Raw genomic sequence first — 16,033 nt, 5'->3', positions numbered from 1 at the left:
AACAACCAAGTATACAAATTTTCTGGTGTTGTGGGGACTGGAAACTGGGGAAGATGAAGGAGAAAAATTTTTAGCCCCTAACCCCTAGCCCATCACTTTTTGGTAATAAAACTATATGGTTTGCTTTGCAATTCGTTACAGTTTTCGTAACGGGACGCTGAGTGGTTAGCTATCTATGCATAAAATGACCTTCATTGAAGACGGACTGTTTCAGATGTGAGGTTAATGACAGAATGAAGAGAAAATATTTGACCCTGATGGGTACAGCTCTAACATTGGCGCTAACCACTAATGTTGCCACCGCTGAAGTTAAAGAAATCGAGTTGTCACCCGAAGGTCTCGAAATTTTGTGTGAGGCATCTCCGCTCAATTCTCGTTGTCCAGGTGGTACCCCACTATCACCGAGAGCCGAATCTGACAGCCTTACCGAAGAAGAAACTCCCACCAAACCAGGTGCTACAACTCCAGGTAGCTCTACCGAACCAGAAATCATTACACCAGCACCAGCACCTGGCACTTTAAATAACTCTACCGAACCAGAAACCATTACACCAGCACCTGATACTACCATTCCAGGTAGCTCTACCGAACCAGAAACCATTACACCAGCACCTGGTACTACCATTCCAGATAGCTCTACCGAACCAGAAACCATTACACCAGCACCTGGTACTACCATTCCAGATAGCTCCGAACCAGGAATGATCGCGCCAGACGCTGGCACTCCAGAAAGCCCTGCTGAAGAAGAAAACGAATCAGAAACCATGACACCAGCGCCAGGCACTGAAGAAAGCCCTGCTGAACCAGGAATCACCCCGCTACCGATGAATTAAAAACTCAGTTTCGTTGGTCAATTAAAGACAAAAATAGTGCCAAGGAAGTTAGACTTCTTTGGCACACTTAAGTTTTATCTGTAGAGCGATCGCCCCAGAACTTGGGCAAAAATTCATTCAGGAGCAGATTACTTGCCTACTCGCCACTTCCTCATTCACATCAACCAACATTCACTTTGACAACTTTGTGTCTTTCTGATTCAGCTTTTGGCAAGGTCAAGCGGAGAATACCGTGTTGATAATCAGCTTGCACTTTGTCGTTTTGAATTAGTGAAGGTAAGGGAATTACCCGTTGAAATTGGCCATACTGAAATTCAGACCGAGTGACACCGTGGTCTTCAGTTCTAGATTCAGACTTCCTCTCACCACTAATAGAAACTGATTCAGGAGTTACTTCTATATCTATATCTTTGGCTTCTAAACCAGGAACTTCGAGTTTCAAGTGAATTGCATCCTCGGTTTCTTCAAGTTCAGCCGCAGGGGTGAAGAGAAATCCCATTCTTTCACCACCATCACTTGGGCTTATCCTTTCTAACAAGCGATTCATTTGCCGCTGTAAGGTGTCAATTTCCCGAAACGGTTCCCAACGTTCAAACCCTCGGAATGGTTCCCAACGAGTTATTGCCATAGCTATCACCTCTAAGATGTCTTAAGTATTCTGTTTAGTCTTAGGAGGCTCAATCTCAAGCTTCTGGACTATTTATTGTCAATCTTGTATCTATTAAAGCTTAATCTTCAGCTTCCTAATAACACATTAGATTCACGTTAAATCAAGTAGGTTCGGTTCTATCGTCAGGTGCGATCGCAATAACCGTACTCCATAATTAATTTCATATTTCGTTACAAACCCGGAAATAGCTTATAATACCTGAGTCAATCTGAACTCCTAGCAAATTCCGATAATTAATTGCATGGCTAAACAATATGTTCCCAATGCTTTTTTGAAAATAGAAGATGCCAAGTTATATGCCATTTTTGCGTGGAGTCAGCGCACAGCAGAAATGATTCCGGTCAAGTCATGGTTAATTATTCTAGAAATTTTTGTCCATGAACATTCTTTAGAAACATCCTACGAAATATTTCAAAAAATTAAATTAACAAATTATCAATATATTAATGAACTAAACAAATATGAACAATTGATGCCAGATGCCATAGTCTATTTAGCAGATGGCAGTGTCACAATTTTTGGTAAAGGATTTCGCAGTTTTATCGAAAAAGAGATGCAATTTGAACTTGGTTCGTTAAGTCAAGAAAATTACCAAGTTTTGCTACAATTGTTCTCTCAATGTGAATTAAATGATGACCTAGACTCAATTCAAAATTTAGAAGACTTCCGCAAAATAGTAGAAATCTTAGAAAATATAGGTTTACTTTCACCTGCTACTGGCTCTATAGACTGGGGCGATTTGAAAAAAACAGTGCCTATTTGTCAGGCATTTGGCTTAACTAGGGGAACTCCTGTTGATAGATACTACCTCAGTAAATTTATTGCCGAAATTCGTCCACAAATTGTCGGTAATGTGTTAGAAATTGGCGGAACACCAAAAGATAAAGATTTTTATGAAGTTAACTCAGGAACTTCATATCAAATTCTCAACTTAGAAGCAGGCCCAGGCATTGATATAGTGGGTGATGTTCACGAAGTCTCAGTCATCGAGCCAGAATCTTTCGATTCAATTATCATCTTCAATGTATTAGAACATTGTTATGCCCCTTGGATAGCAGTAGAAAATATTCACACATGGTTAAAACCTGGTGGGAAATGTTTTGCTATGGTACCAAGCGCTATCAGAGTTCATGCTACCCCTATGGATTACTGGCGACCTTTACCTGATGCTTTTGCATCGATATTTAGACATTTCTCCCAACAACAGTTATACGTCTATGGTAATCCTATCAGCGTCATCGCCAGTTATCATGGAATTGCCGTAGAAGAACTAACTACCGAAGAACTAGACGCTTTTCATCCAGATTACCCCGTCGCCACTTGTATGATGGCTGAAAAATAAACATAGATGATGCCTAATATACTTTTAATACACAATTAATCACGATTTATGAGTTGTATCAACTTTGATGTAAAACCAGAAATATCAGTTATTCTCTGTACTTATAACCGTGCAGAATATCTAAATAACTGTATTAATAGTGTTATTGATCAAACTTTTGCTGATTGGGAATTAGTTGTAGTAGATGACGGTAGTCAAGATAATACCTTTGAAATTGTCAACCCATATCTGCAAAAATTCCACAATGTTCGTTATTTGAGACATCAAAATCGGAAATTAGGATACTCTAAAAATGCAGGGATTCAGGCATCATTTGGCAATTACATTACATTTCTCGACAGTGATGATGCTTACAAACCTAATCATCTAGATTCCCGACTAGAATATATGCAAGCTAATCCCGAAATTGACTTAATCCAAGGTGGATTTTACTCTACAGAAGAAATTTGGGTAGCAGATTATTTTCAACCTGGAAAAACAATTAATTTACGAGAATGCGTTTTAGGCCCCACCTTTTTTGGGAAAAGGAAAGTATTTTTTGAATTAAAGGGATTTAATGATATTCCTTATGGAGAAGATACCGACTTTTGGGAACGGGCAGAAAAAATCTTCCATACCCAAAAAGTCAGTGAACCGCAAACTTATATTTATACCAGAGCCGAAACTAGTATAACTAAAAGTGTTTTAGAAAAAATTTCTTCATCTAGCTAATCAGTTGGTATGAAAAGTATCCCTTTACTACACCCAATCAGAAGTTCTTGGCGTCAATTAATTGCTTCTACTTGGAAGCTATTATTTTTAGGAATTGTTCTAAGTTCGTGTCTCATATTTTTATCGGGTTGTCAAGCTTCAGCACAAAAAGATGATGGAGTAATTCGCCTAACACTATGGCAAGGAATTAATCCCCCAGCTAATCGGGATGTGTTTCAAAAACTAGTAGATAAATTTAATCAAACTCATCCTGATATCCAAGTAGAATCTATCTTTGCAGGTGGACTAGACCAACAATTGCCGAAAATTCTCGCCGCAGTTGTGGGGAATGTACCTCCAGATATTTTAACTTTTTACCCGCAAATTACAGGTCAGTTTGTCGAACTAGATGCGATTCGACCTTTAGAAGATTTGCTGGAAAAATCACCCGTCAAATCGGAAGTTAGCCCCAATTTATTGGAGGCATTAACATTAGATAATCACCTTTGGTCAGTTCCACTTTACACCAGTAATATTGGCATTTTTTACCGCCCCGATTTGTTTCAAGCAGCAGGAATTACACAAACACCAAAAACTTGGGAGGAATTAAGAGAAGCTGCGAAAAAATTGACTATAGACAAAGATGGTGATGGTCAACCCGAACAGCATGGTATGTTATTACCTTTAGGTAAAGGTGAATGGACTGTATTTAGTTGGTTGCCCTTTTTATGGAGTGCTGGAGGAGAAATTATTACTGATAATCGACCCAATTTGACTACTGATGCTGCTGTGACGGCTTTGCAATTTTGGCAAGATTTAATTAAAGATGGTTCGGTTAAATTGTCTGCACCTGAACGGGGTTATGAAGAAGACGACTTTATTGCTGGTCGTGTTGCTATGCAGATTACTGGCCCTTGGACTTATATCATGAAGTCTGATGTGGATTATCAAGTCTTTCCTATGCCGGCTAGTGTGGAACAAGCTACAGCTATTGGTGATGGTAATTTGTATGTGATGAAAACCACACCAGAGAGAGAACAAGCCGCTTTCAAATTTTTAGAGTTTGTTTTAAGTGAAGGATTTCAAACAGAATGGAGTATTGGGACGGGTTTTTTGCCAGTAAATATTAAATCTACCCAAAGTGAAGCTTTTCAGCAATTTATTAATCAAAAACCTGTGCTGAAGGTGTTTCTAGAACAAATGCCCGCAGCACGTGGTCGGCCAATTCTTGCAGGTTATAGTAGTCTATCTGATAGCCTTGGTCGAGCCATTGAGGCCTCCTTGTTGGGTGAGTCTCCAGAAAAAGCTCTGAAAACAGCCCAAGAGCGTCTAGAACTAATTTGGCAAAATAAGTAAAGGTTTGTGTTTGTAGTCAGGACTTTAGTCCTGTCTTACCAACCCCTACGCGCATACCCTGTCCTGACACCCTTTAATCATCCAACACAATTAACCCCTGTTCCTGGAGCGCATAAAGTTTAGAACGTTGTTCATAATAAGCTGTAGTAGCAGCAGATTCCGATGCAATTAAGCGACGAATAACTTCATCAGGTTGGGGAATTTGTGCATGGTCAATATGAACATAATCCAAAATATTGAGACGATACCAATGTGCAATACTAGGATGCAGGCGTAACTTTTCCCGTATGCGGTCAGCGGCTATAAAATTAGCTTGAGTAAATAAGCTGTGCCAATAATCACGGGGACGTAAATTGATATGTCCATGCGCTTCTTGACCGGGAACCCCTGCGGAAAATATGACAACGGGAGCAATTTTAGTTAGCCAATTAGCTATGGTAGGAGAAACTTCTGGTTCTAGGTGTTCGGCTACTTCTAGCGATAAAGCTAAATCAAAAGATTTATTGGTGAAAAGGTGAGCGATCGCAGTAGGATCGTTGAGGTTTAGAGAATGAAATTCTACTGCTAATTCGGCAAAATCTGGTTGAGAATAACCGTCAACTGCTGTAACTTGTACCCCTAGTTTAGCCAGTTCTCGACTGAGGTGACCGGGGCCGCAACCAAACTCGACGACTGTTTTTGGTTGATAAATTTCCCAAATAATCGCAGCTATAGTTTGATAATCTGTTTCAAAAAACCAACTTTTAAAATAATCGGCAGGGTACGAAACAGTTTCATTAGTCATAATGCTTTTGCTCTAGGTATGTGTATGTACAGTTATGATTACGCGCTAATTTTATCAGGCTCTGCGATAGATGTGCCTGTAGTGAGCGTAGACGAAAAAATACTTGCCTATTCTGATGTCAAAACTATTTCTCCCTATTGATTAAAGTTTGTTCAATCCATTAGGTCAATTGGTGATCAATGTTAGATAATTGTGCTTATTTTCCTAAACCCAATCTATCGAGAATAAAAGCATATTCAAAAGCCAATTCGCGCAAGCTTTCATAACGTCCAGATGCGCCGCTATGTCCTGCACCCATGTTGGTTTTTAACAACAAAATATGATTATCTGTTTTCATTTCTCGGAGTTTAGCTGTCCATTTGGCGGGTTCCCAATATTTAACGCGAGAATCATTTAAGCCGGCTGTAATTAATAAATCTGGGTAGTCTTTAGATTCTACGTTATCGTAGGGTGAGTAAGATTTCATGTAGTCATAATAAACCTTGTCGTTGGGATTTCCCCATTCTTCCCATTCCATTGCTGACAATGGTAGGGAGGTATCTAAAATTGTGGTGACAACATCTACAAAGGGGACATTAGCAACAACGACTTTAAACAAATCAGGACGCATATTGATGACTGCACCCATTAATAAACCGCCTGCACTCCCGCCAGTAATTGCTAGGCGATCGCTTGCTGTCCAACCTTGATTAATTAAATACTCTCCACAGGCGATAAAATCTGTAAAGGTATTCTTTTTTTGTAAGAATTTGCCGTCTTCATACCACTTGCGCCCCATTTCTTCACCGCCGCGAATATGGGCAATGGCACACACTACTCCCCGGTCTAACAATGTTAATCTTGTTGATGAAAATGATGCCGGGTAAGAAGAACCATAAGCACCATATCCTGTTAATAACAAGGGATTTTTGCCGTCTTTTTGCATTCCTTGTTTGTAAACAATAGATATGGGAATATTTGTCCCATCTGGGGCGGTGGCCATTAGCCACTCACTCTGATATTGAGTTTTATCGTAGCCACCTAAAACTTCTGTTTGCTTTTTTAACTCTCTTTCATTGGTTTCCATATTGTAATCGAAAACAGATGCCGGCGTAATGAAAGAGGTGTAATGAAAGCGGAGGATTTTAGTATTAAATTCTGGATTATTGCCTTCGTAAAATTCATAAGTTGGTTCAGGAAAAAGAATATCATTTTCCTCACCTGTGGATAAATTTTGTACCCTAGCAGTTGGTAATCCGCCTTTTCTTTCATAAATTACTAAGTGGTTGGCAAACAGGCTCACATCTAACAGCAATACATCGTCTCGATGGGGTATTATAGTTTGCCAATTTTCCAGTGATGGTTCAGCAACAGGCGTTTTCACTAATTTAAAATTAGTGGCTGCATCGTTGGTAACAATATAAAAGTTATCATTATGATGTTCAACACTGTATTCTATTCCCGTCGTGCGTGGGCGAATAATTTGCAACTCACTCTGGGGATTGTTGGCATCTAAATAATGTACTTCTGTGGTGATGCTACTTTGCAAATGCATCATTATATATGCTTGGCTGCGGGTTTCCCCTACATATAAATGATAAATATCATCTGTTTCTTCATAAAGCAGCACGTCTTGGTTTGCCGCAGTTCCTAACGTGTGTCTAAACAGTTGATAAGGACGGTTGGCATCATCAATTTTAGTGTAAAAGCCTGTTTGGTTATCGTTGCCCCAAGCAAAAGAAAAATAAGTTTCGGGAATTGTTTCTGGATACAATTGATATGTATTTAAATCCAGAAAATACAGTGTGTACTGTTCCGAACCACTAGTATCAAATGAATAAGCTAATATTTGATGATTAGGACTAATTGCGAACACACCTAATTCAAAAAACTCATGTTCTTGGGCTAATTCATTTTCATCGATTAATACTTCTTCAGTAGCTTCTAAACTACCCTTTTTTCGGCAATGAATGGGATATGCTTTACCTTCTTCGGTGCGTGAATAATAATAATATTCATCTTTACGGTATGGCACTGATAAATCCGTTTCTTTGATTCGTGCCAGCATTTCATTGTAAAGCTGGGTTTGCAGAGCTTCTGTATGCTGCATCATCGCTGCTGTATGGGCGTTTTCTGCCTCTAGATAGGCGATGACTTGGGGATTTTCGAGATCGCGCATCCAAAAGTATTTATCTATGCGGCGATCGCCATGTAACTCTAAAACATACGGTTGCTGCTCGGCAACTGGCGGGTGGGTGACGATATTTTGTAAAACGTTATCTTTATTCATAATTTTTAACCTGTAGCAATTATCCAGCAACTAGCTATTGGTAACTGAGGATGAACTAGAAATTTTTGTTGGGCGATGAAAGTTTCTTTTCAAGGTACACAAGCCAATTGCTGGTATAACTCCGAGAATAACAGCCGTAAATCCTTGTTCACTCCAATACAATATCGGAGTACGATTCATTTCTGGAATCAAATCCTGCACTTGAGACAGCGACCAAACAAAAATACTAATCAAAAAAAAGGCAACAGAAGGCAGAAAATTCCATAACCACGCTTGTTTTGTGTAGCGTCGCAACACCAGCCATTGGCACATTCCCAGCCAAATTCCGGAAAGAATGTAAGAGACTGTTGACAAAACGCCGAGAATGATAGTGACTTGTGGAGATGCTGTTTCATTTAAAGAAGCGGCAATAGATGAAATATAGTTTACCCAGGCGATCGCCACATTGTTGGCAATTAACCAACCAGTAGTGGTGGCCAACAGCCATAGCCCACCGGAGAGATAGCGCCGCAAAACCAGGGCTTGATCGGCAGCAAAAATAATCGCAAACACAACGCTACCAAGTAATCTCACCCAGTGAAAAGAATCAGATGGTGGTAGGCTGCCTAAGATTGTTTTCTCTAAACCTATACTGGTAATGCCACCCACAACCCATCCTAAGACCGTCATCAAAGTAAACAAAAGGCAAAATTGCCGTCTATGGGAACGGGGAATCAATAATTTTCTTGGTTGGGAGGTAGATGCAGCACGAGAAGGACTATTAGAGTCAGTTTGCATATTGAGATTGAGGGAGTCGGGAATAGGGAGTAGAGAGTAGAGAGTAGGGAAGAATATTTAATTACGTTCGCGTTAGCGTGCCGTAGGCTCCATTACGAATTACGAATTGCGAATTACGAATTACGAATTACGAAAGCGTAATCCCAGAATGATAAGCTAAACAGTGGCATAAAAAAATGACTTAGGATGAAGTGTTAAATGGGTGTTTCGTTAACGGCTCCTCATCTCCTCCGGGCTGCTCGTGGTGAAGTAGTAGATCGTCCCCCTGTCTGGATGATGCGTCAAGCGGGACGATATATGAAAGCATATCGAGATTTACGGGAAAAATATCCTTCTTTCCGCGATCGCTCAGAAATTCCCGAAGTGGCGATTGAGGTTTCCCTACAACCTTGGAGAGCGTTCCAGCCAGACGGAGTGATTTTATTTTCCGACATTGTTACCCCATTGCCTGGGTTGGGCATTGACATGGACATTGCGGAAGGTAAAGGCCCCATCATCCACTCGCCCCTCCGCACCCAAGAACAAATTGATCGCCTGCGTCCTTTGGAACCAGAAGCAGAACTACCGTTTATCAAAACCATTTTGCAGGCATTACGCCAGGAAGTAGGCAATCAATCCACCGTGTTAGGCTTCGTGGGTGCGCCGTGGACATTAGCGGCTTATGCAGTTGAGGGTAAAGGTTCCAAAACCTACTCTGTGATCAAAAACATGGCGTTTTCCGACCCGACCATGTTACATCAGTTGTTAGCAAAATTAGCTGATGCGATCGCCGTCTATACACGCTATCAAATTGACTGCGGCGCTCAAGTTGTGCAAATGTTCGATTCTTGGGCCGGCCAACTCAGCCCCCAAGATTATGACACTTTTGCTTTGCCTTATCAGCAAAGAGTATTCCAGCAAGTCAAGCAAACTCATCCTGATACACCGTTGATTTTGTTGGTTAGCGGTAGCGCAGGTGTGTTGGAAAGAATGCCCAAATCAGGTGCAGATATTGTCACCGTCGATTGGGCTGTAGATATGGCAGAAGCCAGAGCTAGATTAGGCAAAAACGTGAAAGTCCAAGGAAATCTTGACCCTGGTGTGTTATTTGGTTCCCAAGACTTTATCCGCGATCGAATTTTAGATACTGTTCGCAAAGCTGGTAATTGGGGTCATATTCTCAATCTCGGTCATGGTGTACTACCAGAAACTCCCGAAGAGAATGTTGCTTTCTTCTTTGAAACAGCCAAGCAACTCAAAGCTGTAGGAGTTTAATTGTATTTCCTCAATCTCCTGTGGGGTGGGCATACTTTGGCAAGCTCAGTACAAGTCTTGCCCGCCCTTACGAAACAAGCTTTAATTTAATCGGTGTTAGGTTGTTATTCAATCATGACTTACGTAACCAACCACGTATTTTCGTCATTGCGACCGTAGGGAAGCAATCTCAAAGCCTTGATTTTCGTAGCGATTGCGTAAGTCCTATCAATGACAAAACTTTGGTTTAGGTTTAAAAATAAAAAATAATTTATCTAACCACAGAGACACAGAGGAAACAGAGTTAAGAGGGGAACTTTTAAGTTTATTTTTAATTCTTCATTTTTAATTACTAAGTTTTATTTAAAATTTCATAATGAGTCAAAAGAGAATTTTAGTCACCGGTGCTAGCGGTTGTATAGGTCACTACATAACAGAAACTTTAATTCAAAATACCAATCACGAACTTTATTTATTAGTCAGAAATCCCAGCAAATTGCAAGTTGATACTACGGTGCGCCCTGGTATCAATGTTGTACAGGGTGATATGCAAAAAATTAATTTGTTGGCTGATTTATTACCGACAATTGATATAGCAGTTCTCACAGCTACGGCTTGGGGTGGCGATGAAACATTTGATATTAACGTCGTCAAGACTCTAGATTTGATGAAAATGTTAGATCCCCAACGCTGTGAACAAGTAATTTATTTTTCTACAGCTAGTGTTTTGGATAGAAACAATCAACCCCTCAAAGAAGCTGGGGAAATTGGCACAGATTATATTCGTTCTAAATACGACTGTTTACACAAAACTGCGGAATTAGAAATAGCTCCCAAAATTACTAAAGTTTTCCCAACTTTGGTTTTAGGTGGCGATGACCATAAACCTTATTCTCATCTCACATCGGGAATTACCGAAGTTGTCAAATATATTAATTTAATTCGCTTGTTGCAAGTAGATGGTAGTTTCCATTTTATCCACGGGCGAGACATTGCGACTACGGTGCAACATTTAATTGATCATCCTCCCCAAGCAAACGAACCACGCCAATTGGTTTTGGGACAAACAGCGTTAACAGCAAATCAAGCTGTAGAAGAAGTTTGTGCTTATCTGGGTAAAAAAATTCGTTTTCGTATTCCTTTATCTGTAGCATTAGCTAATTTGATTATTGCTGTGTTCCGCATTCAAATGGCTGCCTGGGATCGGTTCTGCATGAACTATCGCCATTTTAATTATGAAACTGTGGTCAATCCTGCTAGTTTTGGTTTACCAAATTACTGTGCAACTATGAGTGATGTTTTACAAATTAGCGGTGTTAAAGGTGTTAAATAAAAAAGCGGTTAATTAATTAGCTAATTGCTCAATTTTTTCTAGGATCATGCCACATACCAGTCAATGAAAGTGTACTGTTATTTACCTGAATTGGGAACAGTTGCTAAAAACCTTGCCGTGCGCTCTTGCTGGGGGGAATAACAAGCTCCCTCTATGTTTTCTCCCTTGCTCCCTACCCCCTGTTCCCCTGCCTCTTTTGACTCATCTGTTTTAAAACTCAGTAAGGAGATTCCCTCGTAGGGGAAGAATATTATACAACATAAAATTAAGTTGCAATTAAGACCATTAAAGCGGTAGCGCAAATTGGAAAATTTGACAATCTTTAATCCTCCATCTAGTTAGCGTATAGTCATAATCTATTAGCAAGCAACAAGACTGGATTTATGGTTCGAGAGTTAGAAAGAAAACGTCAGAGTGCAGAGTTTCCTGAAACAGCCCCGGCTGCCAATCCGGTATTTTTCAGAACCTACAGCCGTAGGTCAAAAGCAGGATTAAGGGAAACATGGGATGAAGTATGCGATCGCACCCTCCAAGGCATTATAGAATTGGGCAAGCTCACCCCAGCCGAAGTTGCCATCTTAGAGGACATGCAACGTAACCTCAAAGCTTTGCCTAGTGGACGCTGGTTATGGGTAGGCGGTACGGATTGGATAGCTAAACAAAAGAATTTTTCTGGGGCTTATAATTGCACCTCCACCAACCTGCAAGACTGGAGTGCATTTGGATTGATGATGGATTTGGCCATGATGGGCTGTGGTACTGGAGCCATCATTGAACCCCAATATATTAATCAGTTGCCTGCCATCCGCAATTACCTAAATGTTACAGTAGAGGGACAAATTGGTAGCACGCCGAAAGAACAACGTCGTGAATATACGGAAACCCATATAGAAGGTAACAGCGTTGCTATCCACGTGGGAGATAGCCGAGAAGGTTGGGTAGAATCTTATAAAAGCTTGTTGGAACTCTCCACAGATGAAAGATTTTCTGGGGAAGTACAAGTAATAGTTAATATCAGTGATGTCCGGACAGCCGGAGAAACTCTCAATGGCTTTGGCGGAGTTGCCAATCCCGTCAAGTTACCTGCACTTTATCAAAATTGTGCGTCAATTCTTAATAAAGCAGTAGGACGACAATTAAATTCAGTAGAGTGCTGTTTGTTAATTGATCAAGCCGCAGTAACAATTGTTGCAGGCAATATTAGAAGAAGCGCGGGGATGCGTCAGTTCACTGCTGAAGATCAACTAGGAGCTACAGCCAAAGATAATTTATGGCAACAGGATGAAAATGGCAACTGGCGCATTGACCCAGAGCGTGATGCTTTACGGATGGCAAATCATACCAGAGTATTTCACCGCAAGCCCACATTAGAAGAATCTATTGAAGCTGTACGTAAACAATATTACAGTGGCGAAGGTGCGATTCAATGGGCGGGTGAAGCTGTAGCCAGAGCAAACTGTGATTTACTCACAACACACGCCTTAAAAGTTGATTTCTTGAAAGCTTATGAACAAGGAACAGCAAAGCAATGGTTACAAGAACGCCATCCAGAGCTTGATGCTAATGAGCTAGAGCATCGTTTAGGTCGTTACGGTCTGAACCCTTGCGGAGAAATTATAGGTAGCAATTTTCACTGTAATTTATCAGAAATTCACTTAAATCAAATTGATCCACATAACTATAAAGAACAAGAGTCAGCTTTCACCGCCGGGGCGCTATCGGTAGCAGCACTTTTAAACCATCAATTTTTAGAACCCCGCTACCAAGAAAGTCGGGAATTAGATCCCATTGTAGGGGTTTCTTTCACAGGTTTATTTGATTTCTTTGTCCATGCTTTTGGTGTAGACTGGCTGCGTTGGTGGGAAGAAGGCAGACCCGAAACCCCCCAAGGATTAGCCTTTAAGCGCGAAGAAGCAAAATATCTCAGCTTCTGGAAAGATACAGTACATCGAGTTGTGTGGGAATATTGCGATCGCCACAATATTAAACGACCTAATCGCTGTACTACAGTCCAACCCAGTGGCACCAAATCTCTCTTAACTGGTGCTAGTTCGGGATGGCATCCCCCCAAAGCCCAGAGATTTATTCGCCGCATTACCTTCGGGAAAAATGACCCAGTAGCCTTAGCTTGTATAGACTACGGTTACAACGTCATTCCCTCCCAATCTGACAAAGACGAACAGGGTAATTTATTAAATGATCCCTTCGATCCCCGCGTCAGTGAATGGCTGGTAGAAATCCCCGTTGCTGTACCTTGGGCTGATGTACCAGGCGCTGATCAAATTGATGTTTCTCAGTTCTCTGTGTTAGCTCAATTCGATTTTGTTTTGCAAGTTCAACGCTGGTATGTAACACATAATACATCAGCTACCTTAGAATTGCGTTCTGAGGAAGTTGAAGCTTTAGGACAGAAGATTTACGAAACCATCCAAAATGACGAGGGATATATCTCAGCAGCACTTTTAGCCCGTTTTGACGACCTGCAATCATTCCCCCGTTTACCGTTTGAGCCAATAGACAAAGCCACTTATGAGCTTTTAAGTGAAGAAGTGAAAGCGCGACGGCAAACAGACGACTTCTGTGCAGTCCTCAGCCGCTATGATTCTGGTGAGTTGACAGAAGCAGGCCCTAGTGGCTGTGATTCTGATAAGTGTATGTTTCCCGACCAACAGCCGACTAATTAGGGAGTGGGGAGAAGAAGCAGGGGGGCAGGGAGCAGCTGACAGGTGTAGGTATTTTACAAACGTGCCTGAAATGGAGTTTTTACGTTGGTTAACAACTCAAATTTTAGTTTCTGATTTCCCAACCAAGAACGAAATTTCGTTATTTGAACCACGTTTATCGCTCTGTTTGAGAGTGCCTACTCATACCCAAATAAAAAACCTACACTTGTGAGGGCAGGGAGCAGGGGGAAAGACTTCTAGCTATGACGAACATTTTCCCTATTGCCTTGTCCCCTTGTCCCCTTGTCCCCTTGTCCCCTTGTCCCCTTATCCCCTTATCCCCTTGTCCCCTTATCCCCTTATCCCCTTGTCCCCTTATCCCCTTGTCCCCTTGTCCCCTTGTCCCCTTGTCCCCTTGTCCCCTTCCAGTCCCCACTCCCAACCTAAGTTACGATCAATTAAGAACTGATAATTTTTTATGACAATACCAGGAGATTCTTAAAATATGTTCCTTGATGAATTATCACCAATATTTCAACAGATGACTAAGCACCCCATTTCATTTATGGGTGGGTTTTTCTCTGGTGTGTTGCGACTCAACCTCAAGGATGATCCTGTTAAAAGCTGGCTGGATAAACAAATCTACTCCACTGGTTACACTTCCTCAACGGTTGAAATGCATAACGGTAAAGCTACCGGGCCTCAGCAAATTTCAATTGATTGAAATGTTGACTAATTTTTCCCAGAATTTACTTCTTTGTTAAGATAACTTTGCCTTGCTTCACCTGCAACTACTATTTTCTCTGTTCATCAGGTATTGCAGGTGAATTTTTATGCTAGAAATAGCCAAAATTTGTAGCTACATCTAAGACAATATTTTAACTGTGTCAGTTCACTACAGTTCTTAGAAGAGACTTTTTGATTTTTGACTTTTGACTTCCGCGCAGCGGCACTAGGCTTTATTTTGTACATAAATATCTCTGATAGGAAAGGGAATCTCAATTCCTTCTTCCTGATAGCGCTTATGTAGTTTCTTAATAAATAAATGTTTAGCAATTCGCTGGTCAAAATATTCATTGACTCGCATATACAGTCGAAAATCTATACTAAAATCATTAAAAGTATGAAATCGAATATTAGGTTCAATTTCGATTAATTGGGGTGCAATTTCTTGCATGACATCTTTGGCTACTTCTACAGTCACTTTTTCTACATATTCTAAATCTGAATCATAACTAACACCTACATCTAGTGTTAAAGTAATTGCCTTAACTGGTAGATGATAATTAGTAAAAATTGCCGAAGATAGCCGCGAATTGGGTACAATAATTACATTATTAGAAAATTCTTTGATGGTTGTATTTCGCCAATTAATATCTGTGACGTAACCTTCATAACCACCATCTAATTTTAAGTAATCTCCAGTTCTGACTTGCTTAGAAATAATTAGATAAAAACCAGAAAATAAATTTGCCAGTGTATCTTGTAGGGCCAAACCAACGGCTAAACCACCAACGCCTAAAGTAGTGACTATTGGTGTAACTTCTACACCTACAGTTTGTAAAAGTATAAGTGTGCCTAAAGTTAAAACAGCAATTTTTGCTAAATTAGAAATTAGTGATGCGGGTACTCCTTCTTTTCTGCGAATAAATATATTCACGAAACCAGCAGCCAGTCTTGCTAAAACCAAGGTGACTGAATATAGAAAAATAATGGTGATGATTTTTTGCAGCATGATTTTAAAATCATTGCTGATGTTAACAGAAGAATAGACAATTGCCCCAAAGAAACCAGCCAGCACGAACCACAGAAATGTCATGCGGTTTAAGGCGGGAAATATTACTTCACTCCCTGGTATCTGTTTTTCTGTAACAAATTTTCTCAGTTTTTTAAAGATAACTTTTTCCCCAATTAACCCAGCTAGCAAGCCAACTAGAATAAATACGACTGGTACAATCCACTGCTGCATCATCAATTTGGAATTTTAGATTTTGAAGGAAAAATTTGGGACATCTGCCATAGCAACGCCATGATTGCTAGATTTTACCTTGTTTAGTTGCCTCACTGCTCCCTAATCCCAACT

The 16,033-nt window shown here is 40.5% G+C and carries 12 protein-coding genes and 1 pseudogene; 8 read left to right on the top strand and 5 right to left on the bottom strand.

What is annotated here, in order from left to right; genetic code table 11:
• Positions 1-257: 257 nt before the first annotated feature.
• Entirely contained in the window at positions 258-833 is a 576-nt protein-coding gene (locus ACM0OT_RS03015) for a hypothetical protein (RefSeq protein WP_414562599.1), read from the top strand.
• 160 nt (positions 834-993) lie between these two features.
• On the opposite strand, the gene ACM0OT_RS03010 is transcribed toward ACM0OT_RS03015, so the two are convergent.
• Complete coding sequence (locus ACM0OT_RS03010; protein WP_414562597.1) at positions 994-1,461, bottom strand: Hsp20/alpha crystallin family protein; 468 nt, start codon at positions 1,459-1,461, stop codon at positions 994-996.
• Between the two features lie 283 nt (positions 1,462-1,744).
• Here ACM0OT_RS03010 and ACM0OT_RS03005 point away from each other — a divergent pair, with 283 nt between their 5' ends.
• Genes ACM0OT_RS03005 through ACM0OT_RS02995 form a run of 3 tightly spaced genes read left to right on the top strand, consistent with a single transcriptional unit; the run spans position 1,745 to position 4,891 of the window.
• A complete protein-coding gene (locus ACM0OT_RS03005) occupies positions 1,745-2,845 on the top strand; it encodes a class I SAM-dependent methyltransferase (protein ID WP_414562596.1) in 1,101 nt (366 codons plus the stop codon).
• 48 nt (positions 2,846-2,893) lie between these two features.
• On the top strand, positions 2,894-3,556 hold the full coding sequence (locus ACM0OT_RS03000) for a glycosyltransferase family 2 protein (protein ID WP_414562594.1): 663 nt from the start codon (positions 2,894-2,896) through the stop codon (positions 3,554-3,556).
• A 9-nt stretch (positions 3,557-3,565) separates the two neighbouring features.
• A complete protein-coding gene (locus ACM0OT_RS02995) occupies positions 3,566-4,891 on the top strand; it encodes an ABC transporter substrate-binding protein (protein WP_414562593.1) in 1,326 nt (441 codons plus the stop codon).
• Between the two features lie 73 nt (positions 4,892-4,964).
• Here the strand turns inward: ACM0OT_RS02995 and ACM0OT_RS02990 are convergent, their stop codons facing one another.
• The 3 genes from ACM0OT_RS02990 to ACM0OT_RS02980 form a co-directional block, all read right to left on the bottom strand.
• A complete protein-coding gene (locus tag ACM0OT_RS02990) occupies positions 4,965-5,675 on the bottom strand; it encodes a class I SAM-dependent methyltransferase (protein WP_414562591.1) in 711 nt (236 codons plus the stop codon).
• A 196-nt stretch (positions 5,676-5,871) separates the two neighbouring features.
• Positions 5,872-7,944, bottom strand: coding sequence for a S9 family peptidase (locus ACM0OT_RS02985; RefSeq protein ID WP_414562589.1), 2,073 nt, complete (start codon positions 7,942-7,944; stop codon positions 5,872-5,874).
• Positions 7,945-7,974: 30 nt separating this feature from the next.
• Positions 7,975-8,721, bottom strand: coding sequence for a hypothetical protein (locus tag ACM0OT_RS02980; protein ID WP_414562588.1), 747 nt, complete (start codon positions 8,719-8,721; stop codon positions 7,975-7,977).
• A gap of 198 nt (positions 8,722-8,919) precedes the next feature.
• Here ACM0OT_RS02980 and hemE point away from each other — a divergent pair, with 198 nt between their 5' ends.
• The 4 genes and pseudogenes from hemE to ACM0OT_RS02960 all read left to right on the top strand — a co-directional run bounded on the left by hemE (position 8,920) and on the right by ACM0OT_RS02960 (position 14,674).
• Complete coding sequence (gene hemE / locus ACM0OT_RS02975; RefSeq protein ID WP_414562586.1) at positions 8,920-9,975, top strand: uroporphyrinogen decarboxylase; 1,056 nt, start codon at positions 8,920-8,922, stop codon at positions 9,973-9,975.
• Between the two features lie 355 nt (positions 9,976-10,330).
• On the top strand, positions 10,331-11,287 hold the full coding sequence (locus ACM0OT_RS02970; RefSeq protein WP_414562584.1) for an NAD-dependent epimerase/dehydratase family protein: 957 nt from the start codon (positions 10,331-10,333) through the stop codon (positions 11,285-11,287).
• Between the two features lie 377 nt (positions 11,288-11,664).
• Positions 11,665-13,971, top strand: a pseudogene (gene nrdJ / locus ACM0OT_RS02965) (ribonucleoside-triphosphate reductase, adenosylcobalamin-dependent); the annotation flags it as partial.
• Positions 13,972-14,455: 484 nt separating this feature from the next.
• Positions 14,456-14,674 carry a hypothetical protein gene (locus tag ACM0OT_RS02960; RefSeq protein ID WP_414562583.1) on the top strand — a complete coding sequence of 73 codons (219 nt, stop codon included), beginning with the start codon at positions 14,456-14,458 and terminating at the stop codon, positions 14,672-14,674.
• Between the two features lie 228 nt (positions 14,675-14,902).
• On the opposite strand, the gene ACM0OT_RS02955 is transcribed toward ACM0OT_RS02960, so the two are convergent.
• Entirely contained in the window at positions 14,903-15,919 is a 1,017-nt protein-coding gene (locus tag ACM0OT_RS02955; RefSeq protein WP_414562849.1) for a mechanosensitive ion channel family protein, read from the bottom strand.
• Positions 15,920-16,033: the final 114 nt, after the last annotated feature.

Source organism: Anabaena sp. CCY 9613 (genome assembly GCF_963920895.1).
Classification (GTDB): Bacteria; Cyanobacteriota; Cyanobacteriia; order Cyanobacteriales; family Nostocaceae; genus Cyanocohniella.
This window is presented reverse-complemented; position numbering and strand designations above follow the sequence as displayed.